General features: G+C 60.9%; 12 protein-coding genes. 7 read left to right on the forward strand and 5 right to left on the reverse strand.

Annotated elements, in window-relative coordinates; all coding sequences use genetic code 11:
* Positions 1-135: 135 nt before the first annotated feature.
* From DBQ51_RS15115 to DBQ51_RS15145, 7 genes are all read left to right on the forward strand, one after another.
* Complete coding sequence (locus DBQ51_RS15115; RefSeq protein ID WP_054327288.1) at positions 136-621, forward strand: DUF6376 family protein; 486 nt, start codon at positions 136-138, stop codon at positions 619-621.
* Positions 622-739: 118 nt separating this feature from the next.
* Entirely contained in the window at positions 740-1,663 is a 924-nt protein-coding gene (murB, locus tag DBQ51_RS15120) for a UDP-N-acetylmuramate dehydrogenase (protein WP_107631968.1), read from the forward strand.
* Positions 1,664-1,694: 31 nt separating this feature from the next.
* Positions 1,695-2,552: an RNase adapter RapZ gene (gene rapZ / locus DBQ51_RS15125; protein WP_107631969.1), complete on the forward strand. Its 858-nt coding sequence runs from the start codon at positions 1,695-1,697 to the stop codon at positions 2,550-2,552.
* A 22-nt stretch (positions 2,553-2,574) separates the two neighbouring features.
* Entirely contained in the window at positions 2,575-3,468 is an 894-nt protein-coding gene (gene whiA, locus DBQ51_RS15130) for a DNA-binding protein WhiA (protein WP_054327290.1), read from the forward strand.
* Positions 3,469-6,984 carry a DNA polymerase III subunit alpha gene (locus tag DBQ51_RS15135; RefSeq protein ID WP_054327291.1) on the forward strand — a complete coding sequence of 1,172 codons (3,516 nt, stop codon included), beginning with the start codon at positions 3,469-3,471 and terminating at the stop codon, positions 6,982-6,984.
* Between the two features lie 70 nt (positions 6,985-7,054).
* The gene (gene pfkA, locus DBQ51_RS15140; RefSeq protein WP_054327292.1) at positions 7,055-8,029 is read left to right on the forward strand and encodes a 6-phosphofructokinase; all 975 of its coding nucleotides are present in this window, start codon (positions 7,055-7,057) and stop codon (positions 8,027-8,029) included.
* A 1-nt stretch (position 8,030) separates the two neighbouring features.
* Positions 8,031-8,744 carry an SDR family NAD(P)-dependent oxidoreductase gene (locus DBQ51_RS15145; protein WP_107631970.1) on the forward strand — a complete coding sequence of 238 codons (714 nt, stop codon included), beginning with the start codon at positions 8,031-8,033 and terminating at the stop codon, positions 8,742-8,744.
* A gap of 56 nt (positions 8,745-8,800) precedes the next feature.
* Here DBQ51_RS15145 and DBQ51_RS15150 read toward each other — a convergent pair whose 3' ends face one another.
* From DBQ51_RS15150 to aroC, 5 genes are all read right to left on the reverse strand, one after another.
* Complete coding sequence (locus DBQ51_RS15150) at positions 8,801-11,803, reverse strand: phosphodiester glycosidase family protein (protein ID WP_159068204.1); 3,003 nt, start codon at positions 11,801-11,803, stop codon at positions 8,801-8,803.
* A gap of 280 nt (positions 11,804-12,083) precedes the next feature.
* Positions 12,084-13,469 (reverse strand): shikimate kinase, encoded by a 1,386-nt coding sequence (locus tag DBQ51_RS15155; protein WP_107631972.1) that lies wholly within the window; start codon positions 13,467-13,469, stop codon positions 12,084-12,086.
* A 4-nt stretch (positions 13,470-13,473) separates the two neighbouring features.
* Positions 13,474-14,745, reverse strand: coding sequence for a 3-phosphoshikimate 1-carboxyvinyltransferase (gene aroA / locus DBQ51_RS15160; protein ID WP_054327296.1), 1,272 nt, complete (start codon positions 14,743-14,745; stop codon positions 13,474-13,476).
* Positions 14,746-14,751: 6 nt separating this feature from the next.
* Positions 14,752-15,891: a prephenate dehydratase gene (pheA, locus tag DBQ51_RS15165; RefSeq protein WP_159068205.1), complete on the reverse strand. Its 1,140-nt coding sequence runs from the start codon at positions 15,889-15,891 to the stop codon at positions 14,752-14,754.
* Complete coding sequence (gene aroC / locus DBQ51_RS15170) at positions 15,884-16,975, reverse strand: chorismate synthase (protein WP_107631974.1); 1,092 nt, start codon at positions 16,973-16,975, stop codon at positions 15,884-15,886. Before aroC ends, pheA begins: the two co-directional genes overlap by 8 nt.
* Positions 16,976-16,979 lie beyond the last annotated feature (4 nt).

Below are 16,979 nucleotides of genomic sequence, written 5' to 3' on the forward strand. Positions count from 1 at the left end.
TAGGTAGAATAAACAATAAGAAAAGTATTTCCTGTTGCATTTTTTGCCACAAAAATTCTTTACTTTTTCACGCTCTTTTTGTATAATGATACCATAGCTTATGCTAAAATTTGTAAGGTCATAAGGAGAAAGAGTATGAAAAAGAACATGACGAAGCGTTTGCTGGCCGCGCTGCTGGCGGCGGTAATGGCGTTATCGCTGGCTGCGTGCAGCGGCGGGGACAACGCCGGCAGCGGGGATCAGGCGGCGTCGGCCGCGCTGACCGAGGAGGAATACCAGCAGGCGGTAGAGGATCTGGGCGCGGAGATGACCGAGATCCAGAACAATGCCAGCACCGCAATGACCGATCCGGAGTCTGCGAAAGAGGTTCTGGAGTCCATGAAGGCACCGCTTAACGACTTTATCGCAATCACCCCGCCGGAAGCCTATGCGGCGGGACACGAGAAGATGCAGTCCGGCTGCCAGTCGATGATCGATTTTATCGATACAGTCGTGGCAATGACGGAGGAAACCGACCAGACCAAGCTGACGGAGCTGGTATCCCAGATGGATGAGCAGCTGCGTACCGCTGTCAACGATATGGCGGAAGGCGCGAGCCTGCTGGATGAGGCGAGCAATTAACCGGCTGCCGGAAACCGTTCACCAAAAAGGCACCCCATAGGGGTGCCTTTCGTTTGCACTTTACCTTGCGGTTTGGTATAATATTATATATTGCTTTTGCTTTGCTTGGAGGAAAAGGATGGAGCACCGTATCAACATCAACGAATGCGCGGCGGCCCTTCGTAAAGCCGCGCCAGAGATAGATATTGCGATTAACGAACCCATGAGCCGCCACACTACCTTTGCGATCGGCGGACCGGCGGACCTGTTTGTCATGCCGAAAACCATTGCGGAACTGACGACCGCCCTTTCCGTGGTGCGCGAACATGAGCTGCCGCTGCTGGTGCTGGGGAACGGGTCGAATATGCTGGTTTCGGACGATGGCGTGCGCGGCACGGTCATCTGTACGATCGGGCTGGACGAGGTGCGCGTCGGCGAGGACTGTCGGGTCACTGCGGAAGCGGGCGCGCTGCTCAGCCGTGTGGCACGGCGCGCACAGCGCGCGGGGCTGACCGGAGCGGAGTTTTCCGCCGGCATCCCGGGCAGCTTGGGCGGCGCGGTATTTATGAACGCCGGCGCGTATGACGGACAGATGGCGGGCATTGTGGAAAAAACCGAGTATCTGGACGGAGTGGGCGCGCGGCATGTGCTGGAGGGGGAGGCGCACGGCTTCGGCTACCGGCGCAGCGCTTTCCGCGCCCATCCAGAATGGACGGTGTTGCGTTCAACGCTCCGGCTGCGGCCGGGTGACCCCACCGCGATCCAGCTCAAAATGGCCGACCTTGCGCAGCGGCGGCGGGATAAGCAGCCGCTTAACTATCCATCGGCGGGTTCGACATTCAAGCGGCCGGAAGGGTATTTTGCCGGACGGCTGATCGAGGACGCGGGGCTGAAAGGGGTTTCCGTCGGCGGGGCGCAGGTATCGGAAAAGCATGCGGGCTTTCTGATCAACCGCGGCGGTGCGAGCTGCGACGATATGCTGCGCCTAATCGAGCTGGTGCAGAGCCGCGTGCGGGAGGCATTCGGCGTGGAATTGGAATGCGAGGTCCGGATCATCCGGTAAGCATGGACGAATGGGCAAGGGGGATGAATCGATGTATTTTTTGATTGTTTCGGGTATGTCGGGCGCGGGCAAGAGCCGCGCGGTCGCCACGTTTGAGGACCTGGGGTATTATTGCGTGGATAACCTGCCCATCGCGCTCATCCCGCGCTTTGCCGAGATATGCCTTGCCGCGACTGAGCGGTACGAGCGCGTCGCGCTTGTGACCGATGTGCGCGCGGGCGGGGATTTCCAGCAGCTGTTCGATTCGCTGGACTCGATCAAGAGCATGGGCTGCGACTACCGGATCCTGTTTCTGAATACGGATACGCCGACGCTGATCCGGCGCTTTAAGGAAACCCGCCGTAAGCATCCCCTGATGGAGAAGGGTATTGGCATGACGGCTGCGATCGAGAAGGAGCGCAGCATGCTGGCCGCGCTACAGAGCCGCGCGGATTTTGTGGTCGATACGACTGGACTGTCCGCAGCGGGGCTGCGCGAGCGCCTGCTCGCGCTGTTCGCGGGGACGGATGGCGGCGGCGCGTTCGAGGTGATCGTGCAGTCGTTCGGCTTCAAATACGGCATCCCGCCCGAGTCCGATCTGGTGTTTGATGTGAGGTTCCTGCCCAACCCCTATTATGAGATGAGCCTGCGCGAGAAAAACGGTACCGATCCGGAAGTGCGCGACTACGTGTTCCAGGGCGGCATGGCGGATGAGCTGATGCAACATTTGACCTCGACAATCGATTTTCTGCTGCCGCGGTATGTGGCGGAAGGAAAAGCGAACGTAATCATCAGCATCGGCTGTACTGGTGGGAAGCACCGCTCGGTCGCGATTGCGGAGGCGCTTTCCGAGCATCTGCGCGGTCGGGACTACGGCGTGGTCACCATGCACCGCGATTATCAGCGCTGATTGACAGATAAAGGAGCGGTCCATGTCCTTTTCAACCGAAGTAAAGGCCGAGCTGTGCCGCGTTTCCATGCAGCGTGCGTGCTGCACGCGGGCGGAAGCTTACGGCGTGTTGCTGCACGCGTCGGTATTTTCCCATAAAGAGATACGGCTGTCCACGGAAAACGTATTTGTGGCGCGCCGGCTGCAGGCGCTGCTGCAGCGTGCGTTTTCCGTGGACTGCGCGCCGCAGCGGGCGGGGCGCAAGCTACAGCATACTGTCGGGGAGCCAGCGCAGATCGCGCGGATCTTTGATGTGCTGGGATATGACCTGAAAAGCCACCTCGCCTACCATCTCAACCGGAACGTGCTGGAAAACGACTGCTGCGTCGCTGCTTTCCTGCGCGGCGCGTTCCTGATGGCGGGTACGGTGGCGGGGCCGGATAAAAAAAGCCATCTGGAGCTGAAAGCCGGCCGGCAGAGCCTTGCGGGGGAGGAGACAAGCCTGCTGCTCGATTTGGGGCTGTCGCCCAAGCAGGCGCGCCGCGGTAATTCCTGCCTCCTGTACTTTAAGGAGGGCGCGAGCGTGGAGGATTTCCTGACCCGCATCGGTGCGCCGCGCGCGGCGATGGAGCTGATGCAGGCCAAGGTGGAAAAGAATATCCGCAACACGATTAACCGGCAGGTTAATTGCGAGACTGCGAACCTGATGAAAGCGGCGGACGCTTCCGCGCGCCAGGTCGCCGCGATCCGCGCGGTGCTCGACCGGCGCGGGGAGGAAGCCTTTCCGGAAGCGCTGCGCGAAACCGTCCGCTTGCGGCTGGCTTATCCGACCGACAGCCTGGCCGAGCTTGCACAACGCTTCGACCCGCCGATCTCCAAGCCGGGGCTGAGCCACCGGCTGAAAAAAATAACGGAATTTGCGTCAAAGGAGGACTAAATGGTACCGTTTGCGCACCTGCATGTGCATAGTGAATACAGCCTGCTGGACGGCGCGTGCCGGATCGAGGGGCTGGTGGAGAGAGTGGCCGAGTTGGGGCAGACCTCATGCGCGCTGACCGATCACGGCGTGATGTATGGCGTGATTGATTTTTACCGCGCCTGTAAGGCCAAGGGCATCCATCCGGTGATTGGCTGCGAGGTATATCTGGCGCCGCATTCGCGTTTTGAGCGCAGCTATGTGAATGGTGAATGGCACAGCCATCTGATTTTGCTGTGCGAGAATATGACCGGCTACCGCAACCTCATCCATATGGTGTCGCTCGGCTTTTCCGAGGGCTTTTATATGAAGCCGCGCATCGATATGGACCTGCTCCGGCAGCACAGCGAGGGCCTGATCTGCCTGTCCGCGTGCTTGGCGGGCGTGATCCCGCGCGCGCTGGCCGAGGGCGATATGGACGGCGCCTATGAGCTGTGCGAACAGTTTTTGGATATTTTTGACCGCGACCATTTCTATCTCGAGGTGCAGGACCATGGCATCGAGGTGCAGAAAAAGGTAAACGAGGGGCTGTATCAGCTCGCAAAAGAGCTGGATATTGGTTTGGTCGCCACGAACGACGCGCACTATCTGACCAAACAGGACGCAAAAATACAGGACGTGCTCATGTCCATCCAGATGGGCAAGACGGTGGACGACCCCACCCGCATGAAGTTTGAGACGCAGGAGTTTTATATCAAGGACGCGGACGAGATGGCCGCACTGTTCCCAGAGCATCCGGAAGCGCTTGCGAACACCGTCAGGATCGCGGAGCGCTGCCAGGTCGAGTTTGAGTTTGGCAAGTACCATCTGCCGGAATTCGATGTGCCGAAGGGGTATGGCGCCCTGCAGTACCTGCAGAAGCTGTGCGACGAGGGCTTTGCTAAACGCTATCCGGATGACGACGGCACGGTGCGCGCCCGCCTGCAGTATGAGATCGATATGATCGCGCAGATGGGCTTTGTGGATTATTTCCTGATCGTTTCCGACTTCATCGGCTATGCCAAGAGCAACGGTATCCCCGTCGGGCCGGGGCGAGGCTCGGCGGCGGGCTCGATCGTTTCCTACTGCCTGGGCATCACCGACCTGGACCCTATCCACTATTCTCTGTATTTTGAACGCTTCCTCAATCCGGAGCGCGTTTCCATGCCGGATATAGACGTGGATTTTTGTTATGTGCGTCGGCCGGAGGTGATTGAGTACGTCACCGAAAAGTACGGCAAGGACCGCGTAGCGCAAATCGTCACGTTCGGCACCATGGCTGCGCGCGGCGCGATCCGCGATGTGGGACGCGCGCTGTCAATCCCGTATAACGAGGTGGACGCGGTTGCCAAGCAGGTGCCAAACGAGCTGCACATCACGATCAACAAGGCGCTGGCGGTTAATCCAGAGCTGAAAAAGATGTATGACGAAAAGCCGCAGGTACGCGAGCTGATCGATACCGCCCGCGCGCTCGAGGGAATGCCGCGGCACGCTTCGACCCACGCGGCGGGCGTGGTCATTACCAAGGATCCGGTGGATACCTATGTGCCGCTTGCGCGCAACGATGAGCAGATGGTCACCCAGTTCACCATGACCACGCTCGAGGAACTGGGGCTGCTCAAAATGGACTTCCTCGGCCTGCGTAACCTGACGGTGATCGCGGACGCAGAAAAGATGATCCGCCGCCATGTGCCGGATTTTAACATCGAAACCGTGGATATGAACGACAAGGCCACTTATGAGATGCTCGGCCGCGGCTCAACGATGGGAGTGTTCCAGCTGGAAAGCGCGGGTATCACCAACGTCGTCACCGGCCTGCGCCCCGCGTCCATCGAGGATATCACCGCGGTTGTGGCGCTGTACCGGCCGGGGCCGATGCAGTCCATCCCGCGCTATATCGAATGCCGCCACCATCCGGAAAAGGTGACCTATAAGCACCCGCTGCTCGAACCGATCCTGAAAGTCACCTATGGCTGCATGATCTATCAGGAGCAGGTCATGCAGGTGTTTCAGAGCCTGGCGGGTTACTCGCTCGGCAAGGCGGACATGGTGCGCCGCGCGATGAGCAAAAAGAAGATGAAGGAGCTTGAGAAAGAGCGCGTCAATTTCATCCACGGCAATGAGACGCTTGGCATCGACGGCGCGGTCAAACGCGGCGTGCCGGAGCACATTGCGGCAGGCCTGTTCGACGAGATCATGGACTTTGCCAACTATGCGTTCAACAAGGCCCATGCGGTGTGCTATGCGGTTGTTTCCTTCCGCACGGCCTATCTCAAGTGCCATTATCCGCGCGAATATATGGCAGCGCTGCTCACCTCCGTGCTGGACTGGTCGGACAAGATTTCCGAGTATATCCAGGCCGCGCGTGAAATGGGGATTCGGGTGTTGCCGCCGGATGTGAACGAGTCGTTCGATGGGTTTTCGGTTTCCGGACGGGACATCCGCTTCGGCCTTGCTGCGGTCAAGGGCGTCGGCCGGTCGTTCATGAAGCAGCTTGTGGAGGAGCGCGAGACAGGAGGGCTGTTTTCGTCGTTCCAGGATTTTTGCGAGCGCATGTACGATCGGGAACTGAACCGGCGTGCACTCGAAAGCCTGATCAAAGCCGGCTCATTCGATTCCATGGGATACCGGCGGAGCCAGCTGCTGCAGATTGTGGGCGCGGTGGTGGATGCGATCGCGCAGAGCCGCAAGAAAAACATTGAGGGGCAAATGGACCTGTTCGGCATGGGAAATGACGAGGTGCAGGATACGCAGATCGCCCTGCCCGATATCCCCGAGGCGGGCAAGCGAGAGCTTCTGGCAATGGAGAAAGAAACGACCGGCCTGTACCTGTCCGGTCATCCGATGGACGAGTATCGGGAGCTGGCGAAAAAAGCAGACGCGGCCTCCATCCGGAAGATCATCGACGATCTTTCGGGGGAAAGCACCCAGCCCGCCTATAAGGATGGAATGACTGTGCGGCTGGCGTGCGTTATCACCTCTGTGCGGCTCAAATCCACCAAAAACGGCTCGATGATGGCATATGTGACGGTGGAGGATGAGTCCGCGTCGATTGAGCTGATCGTGTTCCCGCGCTCGCTGCAGCAGTGCGGCGCCTATTTGACCGAGGACAGCGCGGTACTGCTTACCGGTAAGATCGACGCGCGCGAGGATGAAGCGCCCAAGGTGCTGCTGAACGAAGCGCAGCCGCTGACCGAAAGCGCAGTGAACAGCATGCTCGCACAGCAGAACCCGCAGCGGTCGGTATATACCGACCAGCAGGCGGCGCGGCTTGCGCCGCAGAAGCTGTTCCTGCGCATTGACAGCATGGGCAGCGACGAATGGCCGCAGATCAAGGCCATACTACTGGCGCAGCCAGGCGATACGCCGGTTTATCTCTATCCCACGGACACTAGGAAAAAAACGCTGGCCAAGCGGGAATACTGGTGCCAGCCGGATGTGCCGCTTTTGGAAAAATTACGCTTCCTCTTGGGCGAGGAAGATGTTATAATGCAGTAGGGAACCGGACAAGGCTCCGCCATGTAAGGCAAATATTATTTTGAGAAGCAACCGATACAGGAGGCTCATTATGGACAAACAGATTCGCAGAATTGGCGTGCTCACCAGCGGCGGCGACGCGCCGGGCATGAACGCATTGATCCGTGCGGTCGTCCGCACCGCTTCGGCGCACGATATCTCCGTGCTTGGCATCCGCCGCGGCTACAGCGGCCTGATTAACGGCGATATCATCGAGATGGCGGCGCGCAGCGTGGACGGGATCATCCGCAAGGGCGGCACGATGCTGTATACCGCCCGCTGCAAGGAGATGCTGACCGACGAAGGGCTGCAGAAGGCGGCGGATACCTGCCGTTATCTGGGGATCGACGGACTGATCTGCTGCGGCGGCGACGGTACGTTCCGCGGGGCGCAGGCGCTGTCCCGCAAGGGCGTACCCTGCATCGGCGTGCCGGGTACGATCGATAATGATATCGTGTGTACTGATTACACGATCGGCTTTGACACGGCCTGCAATACTGCGATTGAATGTATCGATAAGCTGCGCGACACCATGCAGTCGCATGAGCGCTGCTCGGTCGTTGAGGTCATGGGGCGCCGGGCGGGTCATTTGGCGCTGCACGTTGGCTGCGCGGTCGGCGCTACCGCGATCTGCCTGCCGGAGCGCGAGCTGAACTTTGATGTTGATATCATCGAGAAGATGCGCGTCGGGCGCATCAAGGGCCGCAACCACCATATTATTATTGTGGCGGAGGGCTATGGCGCCGCGCAGGATGTTGCCGACCGGATTCATGAGGCGACCGGCATCGATACGCGTGTGACCATCCTTGGCCACATCCAGCGCGGCGGTTCCCCGTCCGCGCGTGACCGCGTGATGGCGACCCGCATGGGCTATGAGGCGGTGATGGCGCTGGAGGCGGGCAAGACCAACCGCGTGATCGTGTTCGATGATAACCGCGTCACCGACTTGGACATCGAGGAAGGGCTTGCGCGCCAGAAGGACCTGGAGCAGGATCTGTTTGTGGCGCAGCAGACGGTAGCGATCTGACATGCCGCAGACAGTCTTGATTACCGGCGGTTCACGTGGTATTGGCGCCGCGTGTGTGCAGGTATTTGCCGATGCGGGCTGGAATGTGGCCTTCACCTACCGCGCCAGCCGCGCAGCCGCGGGCGCGCTGGCGGAAAAGTCCGGTGCGCTGGCGCTTTGTGCCGACCTGACGGATGAGCGTGCGGTCGGACGTGCGGCGGGGGAGGCGGTAAGCTATTTTGGCGGATTGGATGCGGTGGTGTGCAACGCAGGCGTGGCGGAGCAGAAGCTGTTTCAGGACATTACGGAGCAGGAATGGCAGCATATGCTGGATGTCAACCTGCTGGGCGCGGTGCGGACCATCCGTTCCGCGCTGCCGGGCATGCTACACAGAAAGCAGGGCAGTATTGTGACCGTGTCCTCCGTCTGGGGGCAGGCTGGTGCGTCCTGCGAGAGCCACTATGCGGCGAGCAAGGCGGCGCTGATCGGTCTAACCAGATCGCTCGCGCTGGAACTGGGGCCTTCTGGCATTCGGGTCAATTGTGTCGCGCCCGGTGTGATCGATACGGATATGAATGCGGTGCACAGCGCGGAAACCATGCACGAGCTGGCGGAGCAAACACCGCTGGGGCGCATTGGCACCGCGCGCGAGGTCGCGGAAAGCATCCTGTACCTCTGCTCGGACAAAGCGGCCTTTGTCACCGGACAGGTGCTCGGTGTGACTGGCGGCTTCTGAAAGTATAACAAAAACCCCCTCTGTCATTCGGCAGAGGGGGTTTTTGTTATTCATTTTTAGAACAGCGCGAGAATTTTGGCGATCTCGCCGCGGGTAATCTTGCCCAGAGGTTGCAACGTATTGTCGCTATAGCCGCCGATGATGCCGGCAGCAACGCAGGTTCTGACCTGATCGACCGCCCAGGAGGGGACGGAGGACGCATCCTTATAGGAAAGACTTGCCGCCGCATAGCCGCGCGGCAGGCAGCGTCCGATCACGGTCATGACCTCGGCGCGCGTCATATCCGCGTCCGGAGAGAAATACAGCTTGCCGTTCCGTGTCTCGCCGTTCATGATGCCCGCCTGCGAAACAGCGTAGACCGCGCCGCGCGCCCAATCCGGTATGGAGGCATCGTCGGCAAAGTCGAGCGCGCCGGTATACGAGGTGTCCAGACCGAGCAGGCGCGCCATCGTGACCGCAAATTCCTTGCGCGTCAGATTCCGCTCCGGACGAAAATAGGTTTTCCCGTCGCTGCCGGTTTCGCCCTTCATTATGCCGTTGGTATTCAGCAGGGAAGCGTAGCCGCGCGCCCAGTGGGAAGCGGTATCGGCAAACGCGTTGCTGGCGCTGCCTGCTGTGACGGTTGCGGAAGCACGGGTGCGGTTGCCTGCGTCGTCCGATACGTCGATCGTGACGCAATGCGTACCCGCAGACAGCGCGCCGGTTGTGACGGTCAGGGTGGCGCCGCTCATTTTAGCCGCGCCGTCAACCGCTTTCCCATCCACCTTGACTGTAATGTTGGAAGAACGGGCGGGATATTTGCCATTCTCCATCGTAGCGGTACCGCTGATCGTGGCCGCCGCGCCGGCGTCCACGGTCAGGGCGGTGCTGTTCAGCTTGACCGAGGGGGCGTCCGTATTGGTAACCGCGTGGTCGGCGGAAACGACGACCTGGTCTAGGTAGAGCGCGGAACCCGCAGCCCCGCTGCCGCTGCGTTCAAAGCGGATGCCGGTCAGCTTGGACGCGCCCTCCGGAACGGCGGCGGTAAGCTGCTTCCATGAGGCCGTGGTGGCCGCGGACAGGGCTGTGGTCAGCTCATTGCCCTCGGCGTCAGCAAAGACCGCGGTAAGCGTACCCTGCGTCCCCTCGCCGCGCGCCCACAGCGTCAGGTGCTTCCGGCCGGAAACATCGGCCTGCGGGAGCGAGATCGTCGCGGCCGCGACCTTGGTACCGTCATAGGCGGCCTTGAGCGAGCCTTCGCCGCGCGCGACCGCTGTATATCCGGTCACGCGGGTAAGCGTCATGCCCTCGGTGGCCGTGCAGCCGTCCGTGCCGGCCTCAAAATCTGCAACGGTTTCCGCGTCCTGCGGGTCGCCCATGCCGACATTCACCGTTATGGATTTGCTGGTCGCTCCATACGAACAGGTGAGCGTGCCGCTTGCCATGCTGTCGCCCGCGGTGAACACGCCTTTTTCGTCGATCGAGCCGATGCCGCTGGAAACGCTCCAGCTAAAAGCAGTGTCGATCGAGGCCATCTTCTGGCCAAGGTGGTAGGCGATCCCGTCCACATCGACGCTCTGGCCGGGCTTGACCGAGATTGAGCTGATGTCCTTGCCAGCGCTCTGCAGGCCGATCGAATTGACGTCGCCCGTGATGCAGATATCCATTGAGCCTTCGACCGAACCGTTGGAAGCGGTAATGGTGGCGGTGCCGGTTGCCGTACCGGCAGTGAATGTCTGGTTTTCGACCGTACCCAGATCACCGGATACGGTGTAACTCATGCCGGAGGGGTCCGGCGCAGGGCCGTAGGATGCGTCCGCGCCCTTGACCGAGAACCAGGTGGAAGCACCCGGCAGCACATAGCGGTAGCTTGGCGTGAGGAACGCATAGGCAGTGACGTTGTCAGATGTGACATGGTTGATAAAGAAAATATAGTTGGCGCAGGCGCGCTGGGAACCGTCCGAGGGGCTGGTAATCAGGGAAGCGGTGGATTCGCCGGGCCTGCGCAGCGCCATGGCGGAGGAGCCGCCGCCGTCCAGACAGATGGCGCGGACACAGCCCAGCGATACCAGCTCTTCCCCAAGCTGGGCGGCGGTCAGTCCCACGCTGTGCGAGGGCTGGTTCCCGTCAACCTCGTATAGCACGACCGTACCGTCCGACCGGACGCCGATCGCGCTGCGTGCGCGGTTGGAAGAGCCTCCATCTATCCCCGAGGTGGTGACAGAGCCGTTATCGATCAGCAGCTTGCCGCCGACCGCGTAATCCACATCCGCCCAGTTGGCGTCGTTCGCCGTGACCTTGAGCGTGACTTCCTCGCCGACAGGGAAGTCCACCCAGGAGGGGACGTTCGCACCGTCCGACTTGGTCAGCACCATCTGGTCGTCCGTGATGGTGAGCGGGCTGTTGCCCGTTCCCTTGTTGATGACTTTCATTTTGACCGTGCCGTTTACCGTGACCGGCGTATCATCCACGCGCTCGAGGATGATGTTGGTGCCGTTGGCGGTAAAGTGGGTCGAATCGTCATAGTTGCGGTCGAGCAGGTATGCGCCCGCGGTGGTACGGGTTTTATTGAAATAGGACACAGAAACCGTGCCGCTTGCGCCGGAAACCGTCATACTCATGGTCGGACGGCCCATCACGGCCGAGCCGTCCGCCTTGAAGCCGACCGCATACTGCCATGCGTCGGATGAGATCAGCTCGCCCTCGTCGATCACCAGCCCGATCGGGACGCCGCTGGACATGACGAAAAAGTCGGCGTTCGTGCCGCCAATGACCGATTTCCCTTGGCTCTCCAGATATTTGACCGCGTTTGTGATCGTGGCGCTGCTGCCGTAAAGCTGCTCGTCCGCATACACCATGATCGGCGAGACGCCTGTGTTCGGCCGGTATGTCAGGATATTTGCACGTTGCACGCCGGCGCTGTTTTTGCCCTCCGAGCGGGTATAGGTCAAGCCTTCTCCCACCGGATAGGAATAGGTGAAGCCGTTGCTGAATGCGGCGCCGGCCGCAGCTGTAAAGAGCTGTACTGCGGCAAGGGAAGCCGCCAGCAGGCGGCCGGATACTTTTGCGAAGTGTTTCATGGTCCTCCTCATTTTCTCAGGATAGTGGAAGCCTTGCTGCCGCGCCGCGCCCCCACTTCGCACGCAGCGCCGTCCCGCGCGCCTCTATCCCGCGCGCGGGGCAATGACATTGGTTTTCAGCGGTGCAGCCGCCGAAAACCATAAAAACCCGCGGCATATACGTGGGTTTTTATACCAATACGGAGAAAAGCTTCGTTTCCGGAACTTTTCGAAGCGCGGGACGCATCCGCGCCCGGCACGGTGCGTCCGTTCGACCGGAAGCATGGTTCCGATCGGCTTTTTAGATGCTCTTTACCACTTTTTCCAGCACCTCGGATATCTTGGGACTACGCACCGAGATATCTGCCGCATGGTGGTAGACGGCCTTGCGCGCGTTATACAGGCGGCGCGTTTCGGCCTGCTTGTCAGGGCCGGCAAGCAGCGGGCGGGTGTTGGAATAGGAAAGGTTTTTCAGGATGCGGTAATAGGGAGTGTCCAGATGGATGAGCAGGCCGGTCTCTCGGACTGCTTTCACGTTTTCCGGCCGGAGCACCGCGCCACCACCGAGGGAAAGCACAATCCCTTCCCGCTGGGAAAGCTCCCTGATGTAGGCGCATTCCCGATCGCGGAAATACGCTTCCCCCTGTTCCGCAAAAATGTCGGGAATTTTTTTGCCCTCCCGCGCCTCTAAATACTGATCCGCGTCGATAAATTCCAAACCGGTCAGACGGGCGAGTTTCCGGCCAATGGTGGTCTTGCCGCTGCCCATGAAGCCGCACAGCACGATGTTGCGCTTGCCGTGCTTTTCATGCAGGCGCTTGACCGCCATTTTGCCATAGGTGCGGCGCAGAATGGTTTCGCAGGCCTGCGGCTCGAACCGCACGCCCGACCAGACCGTCTGCGCGTAGGCCGCCTGCATGACCAGCATGAACAGACCGTCGCGCACGCGGGCCTTTTTGGGGTTGGCCAGCCGCATGGTGGCGGTTACAGGTGGGTTGTAAATCGCGTCGAACACATATTCGGCCTTGTGCGGCAGGTAGTGCAGGGGAGCGGCGTTTTCCCTGGGGTACATGCCGACCGGCGTGGAATTCAGGACGATCTGGATATCTCGGGGGATATGCCGGCGGTTATAGACCGCGATGTGTGCGCCGGGCACGGCCGCGCAGAGCTGCTGCCGCAGGGACTCCGCCTTGTCCAGGTTGCGGCCGGTGATGGTCAGGTACGCGCCCTGCGTCACACAGTGGTAGGCCATGACCGAAGCCGCGCCGCCATAGCCCAGCAGCAGGACCTTTTTCCCACGCAGTCTGATCCCATCCCTTGTAAGGGATTCGGCAAAGCCCAGGATATCCGTGTTGTAGCCAACCGCCTTCCCGTCCCGGAATGCCACGGTGTTGACCGAGTGCAGGTTGCGTGCGGCGGTGTCCACCTCGTCCAGCAGGGGGATGACCGCTTTTTTGTGCGGAATGGTGCAGTTGATGCCGCCCAGCCTGCGCTTTGCCAGCTCGAACGCTTCCGGCAGGTCTTCCGGCGGCACGGCGACGCCGATATAATCCGCGTCCTGGCCGGAGGCCGCGAACAGCTGTGCGTGCAGTTCCGGACTCATGGTATGGCCGAGCGGCCAGCCGAACAGCGCGTAGGTCGGCTTTTCCGGCTGGAACACGCGGAACTGTTCCATGGATAGCAGCATGGTATCAGCCCCCCAACCGTTCCAGTGTATGGAAAAAGTCGGGATAGGAGATCGCGACGACCTCCGGCTCGTCGATACGGCATGCGCTGCGCGCGGCGAGCGCCAGCACGGCGAGGCTCATGGCGATGCGGTGGTCCTTGTAGGTTTCAAAGGCGGCGCCGTGCGGACGCTTGCCGCCGCGGATAATCATGCCGTCGTCGGTTTCCTCTGCGTCCACGCCTGCCTTTTTCAGTTCGGTGACCATGGCGGCGATGCGGTTGGATTCCTTTACCTTGAGCTCCTGCGCATCGCGGATGACCGTCTCGCCCTCGGCGTAAGCCGCCGCGACCGCGATGACCGGAAGCTCGTCGATCAGGCGGGGGATGATCGAGCCGCCGATCTCCACACCGCGCAGCATACTATGTTTGACGGTTAAATCGCATACGGGTTCCGCGTCGTCGTGAAAATTCGATATGGAAATATCTGCCCCCATCTCGTGCAGCACGTCCAGAATGCCGGTGCGCGTCGGATTGACGCCAACGTTCCGGATCGTCAGCTCTGAGCCCTCGACGATCGCGCCCGCGACCAGGAAAAACGCCGCGGAAGAAATATCGCCCGGCACACGGATATCCACGGCGTACAGGTCCTCCGGCGGCTCGAGCGTGATAGTGCTGCCGTGTGTTTCGACCTCCACGCCCAAGGCGCGGAACATGCGCTCGGTATGGTCGCGCGAGGGCGCAGGCTCGATAACCGTGGTCTGCCCCTCGGCATAGAGGCCGGCAAGCAGAATGGCGCTTTTAAGCTGCGCGGAAGCGACCGGCAGGCGGTATTCGATGCCGTACAGTTCGCTTGGATACAGGGTGAGCGGGCAGTAATTGTCGTTTTTGCCTTCAATAGACGCGCCCATCTCGCGCAGCGGCTTGATAACGCGGCCCATCGGGCGCTTCTGGATGGAGGCGTCACCGTTTAAGGTGGCGGTGAACGGCTGTCCGGCCAGGATGCCGCACAGCAGACGGGTGGTCGTACCGGAGTTGCCGGTGTACAGCGTCTCCTCCGGCGCGCACAGGCCGTGTAGGCCCACGCCCTCCACGATGACCTCGCTGTCCGTGATCTCGATTTCCACGCCCATTTTGCGGAAGCAGTCGATGGTGGAAAGGCAGTCCTCGCCCATCAGAAAGCCGGTGATGTGGGTCGTGCCATTTGCCAGCGCGCCCAGCATGACCGCGCGGTGCGAAATGGATTTGTCGCCCGGCACGGTAATCTCGCCGCGCAGCGGGCCGCAGGGTTGGATTTGCATTTGTTTTTACTCCTCCGTCGCATCGGACACCTGATAGCTGCCGATGACCTTGATGTAGGGAAGCTCCTCATGGAGCTGGTATAGCAGGGACTGTACAGCATGGTCACGCATATTGCCGGTGAAATCCAGATAGAACACATAGCACCAGGGGCTGTCTTTCAGAGGTCGGGAATAGATGCTGGTCATGTCGATGCCGTAGTGCGCAATCGTATCCAGCACGGTGTTGAGCGAGCCCGCGACATTCGGGATGTGGAACGCGATTTCGATACGGTTGTCCTCCGGCTGGCTGGTAAGCATCCGGCTGACTGCGATAAAGCGCGTTTCGTTGTGCTTGAGGTCGTTGATGCCTTCCTCCAGAATGTGCAGGCCGTACCGCTCGGCCGCTTCGCGTGAGCAGATGGCGGCAAGCCGCCTGTCGCCTTTATCGCGGACATTCTGCGCCGCGATCGCGGTATTGGCCACTTCGATCGCTTCAAGATTATGCGCGGCAATAAACGCGTGGCATTGGGGCAGGGCGTGCGGATGGGAGCATACGCTTTGAATATCCGCAAGCCGCGCGCCCGGCACTGCGGCCAGGCAATGCGAGATTTTCCGGATATACGAGCGGTTGATGCACAGGCCGTATTCCAGGAGCAGGTCGTAAACCTCGCTGACCGTGCCGGCGGTCGTGTTTTCGACTGGAACCACGCCCACATCCGCAGTGCCGTCGCGCACGGAGCGGAACACCTGCTCCCACGTCGGCACGTTGACCGGCTCGCACTGTGGGAACAGCGCGCGCGCCGCCAGCTCCTGGTATGCGCCCGGTACGCCCTGGTAGTAGACGGTTTTCGGGTCGAGCGCGGACCCCGCCGGATGGAACGGGAAACGCGCAGGCTCCTTCCGAAGCTGCTCGCTGTATTGATATTCGCGGCTCGCGCGGATCATGCTTTGCAGTAACGCGGTATATTTGAGCCGGATTTCCCCGTCCATACCCGCAGTGCGCTGTTCAATGATTTCCGCTTCCCGATCAGGCTTATAGACGCTGTCGTTCGTTTCGGCCTTGGCATGCGCCACCTCAAGCGCGAGCGACATGCGCTTGAGAAACAGCGCGCGCATCTGTTCATCCACCTCGTTGATCTCCCTGCGGATTGCGGGTAATTCACGCATAGCCGTTCGCCTCCCGCAGCAGGTCTGCCAGCGCGACGGCGCACGCCGCCTCGACGACGGGCGCGGCGCGCGTGACGATGCAGGGATCGTGCCGCCCATGGATGGAAAGCGGCTCAACCCGGCCGGTCTGAAGATTGAGCGTCTGCTGTAACGAAGAGATGGAAGGGGTCGGCTTGATGCACACGCGGAACACGAGCGGCATGCCGTTGGTGATGCCGCCGTTGACACCGCCGTTGTTATTGGTTTCGGTTTTGACCGTGCCTGCCTCCTGATAGATGGCGTCGTTTGCGTGGGAACCGCGCAGCGCGGCAAAGGCAAAGCCCGCGCCGAACTCCACGCCCTTGACCGCGGGTACGCCGAACAACAGGGAGGACAGGCGGCCCTCCACCGTATCCAGCATGGGGCTGCCAAGTCCGGCGGGCAGGCCGGTGGCCGCGCATTCGATCACGCCGCCTACCGAATCCTGCGCTTCGCGCGCATCCTCGATCGCGGCGAGCATGGCGTCCAGCGCGCGCGGGTTATTGACCGGATAGTCGGCCTCCCGCAGCGCGTCAAGCTGCTCGGGACACACATCCACATCGTCGAACGGCATATCCTGAATCTGCGCGATGGACTGGATATGGGAGCCGACCGTCACGCCCTGCGTTTTCAGCCACAGCTTGCACATCGCACCCGCGAACACAAGCGGCGCGGTCAGCCGGCCGGAAAAATGGCCGCCGCCGCGCGGGTCGTTGCAACCCTGATAGCGCACCATGCCGGTATAGTCCGCGTGGCCCGGGCGGGGCTGCGCGGACAGCGCGGCATAATCGCCCGAGCGCTGGTTGGTATTCTGGATAAGGGCGCAGAGAGGCGTGCCGGTGGTTTTGCCGTTGTAGACGCCGGACTGGATAAGCGGCAGATCGGCCTCCCTGCGCTGGGTGGACTGCTTGTTGCGCCCGGGGGCGCGGCGCTCCATCTCGCGCAGGATAAAGGCTTCGTCATATGCGACGCCAGACGGAAACCCGTCGATCACCACGCCGATGCCGGCCCCGTGCGATTCGCCGAAGAGCGATAGTTTGATGGCGTTTCCCCAAATGGAACCCATTGGG

This window comes from Agathobaculum massiliense (genome assembly GCF_900291975.1).
In the GTDB taxonomy this organism is placed as follows: Bacteria; Bacillota; Clostridia; order Oscillospirales; family Butyricicoccaceae; genus Agathobaculum; species Agathobaculum ammoniilyticum.

Coding starts and splice junctions, on each gene's coding strand:
- DBQ51_RS15115 (WP_054327288.1), top strand. CDS start 136: ATGAAAAAGAACATGACGAAGCGTTTGCTGGCCGCGCTGCTGGCGGCG.
- murB (WP_107631968.1), top strand. CDS start 740: ATGGAGCACCGTATCAACATCAACGAATGCGCGGCGGCCCTTCGTAAA.
- rapZ (WP_107631969.1), top strand. CDS start 1,695: ATGTATTTTTTGATTGTTTCGGGTATGTCGGGCGCGGGCAAGAGCCGC.
- whiA (WP_054327290.1), top strand. CDS start 2,575: ATGTCCTTTTCAACCGAAGTAAAGGCCGAGCTGTGCCGCGTTTCCATG.
- DBQ51_RS15135 (WP_054327291.1), top strand. CDS start 3,469: ATGGTACCGTTTGCGCACCTGCATGTGCATAGTGAATACAGCCTGCTG.
- pfkA (WP_054327292.1), top strand. CDS start 7,055: ATGGACAAACAGATTCGCAGAATTGGCGTGCTCACCAGCGGCGGCGAC.
- DBQ51_RS15145 (WP_107631970.1), top strand. CDS start 8,031: ATGCCGCAGACAGTCTTGATTACCGGCGGTTCACGTGGTATTGGCGCC.
- DBQ51_RS15150 (WP_159068204.1), bottom strand. CDS start 11,803: ATGAAACACTTCGCAAAAGTATCCGGCCGCCTGCTGGCGGCTTCCCTT.
- DBQ51_RS15155 (WP_107631972.1), bottom strand. CDS start 13,469: ATGCTGCTATCCATGGAACAGTTCCGCGTGTTCCAGCCGGAAAAGCCG.
- aroA (WP_054327296.1), bottom strand. CDS start 14,745: ATGCAAATCCAACCCTGCGGCCCGCTGCGCGGCGAGATTACCGTGCCG.
- pheA (WP_159068205.1), bottom strand. CDS start 15,891: ATGCGTGAATTACCCGCAATCCGCAGGGAGATCAACGAGGTGGATGAA.
- aroC (WP_107631974.1), bottom strand. CDS start 16,975: ATGGGTTCCATTTGGGGAAACGCCATCAAACTATCGCTCTTCGGCGAA.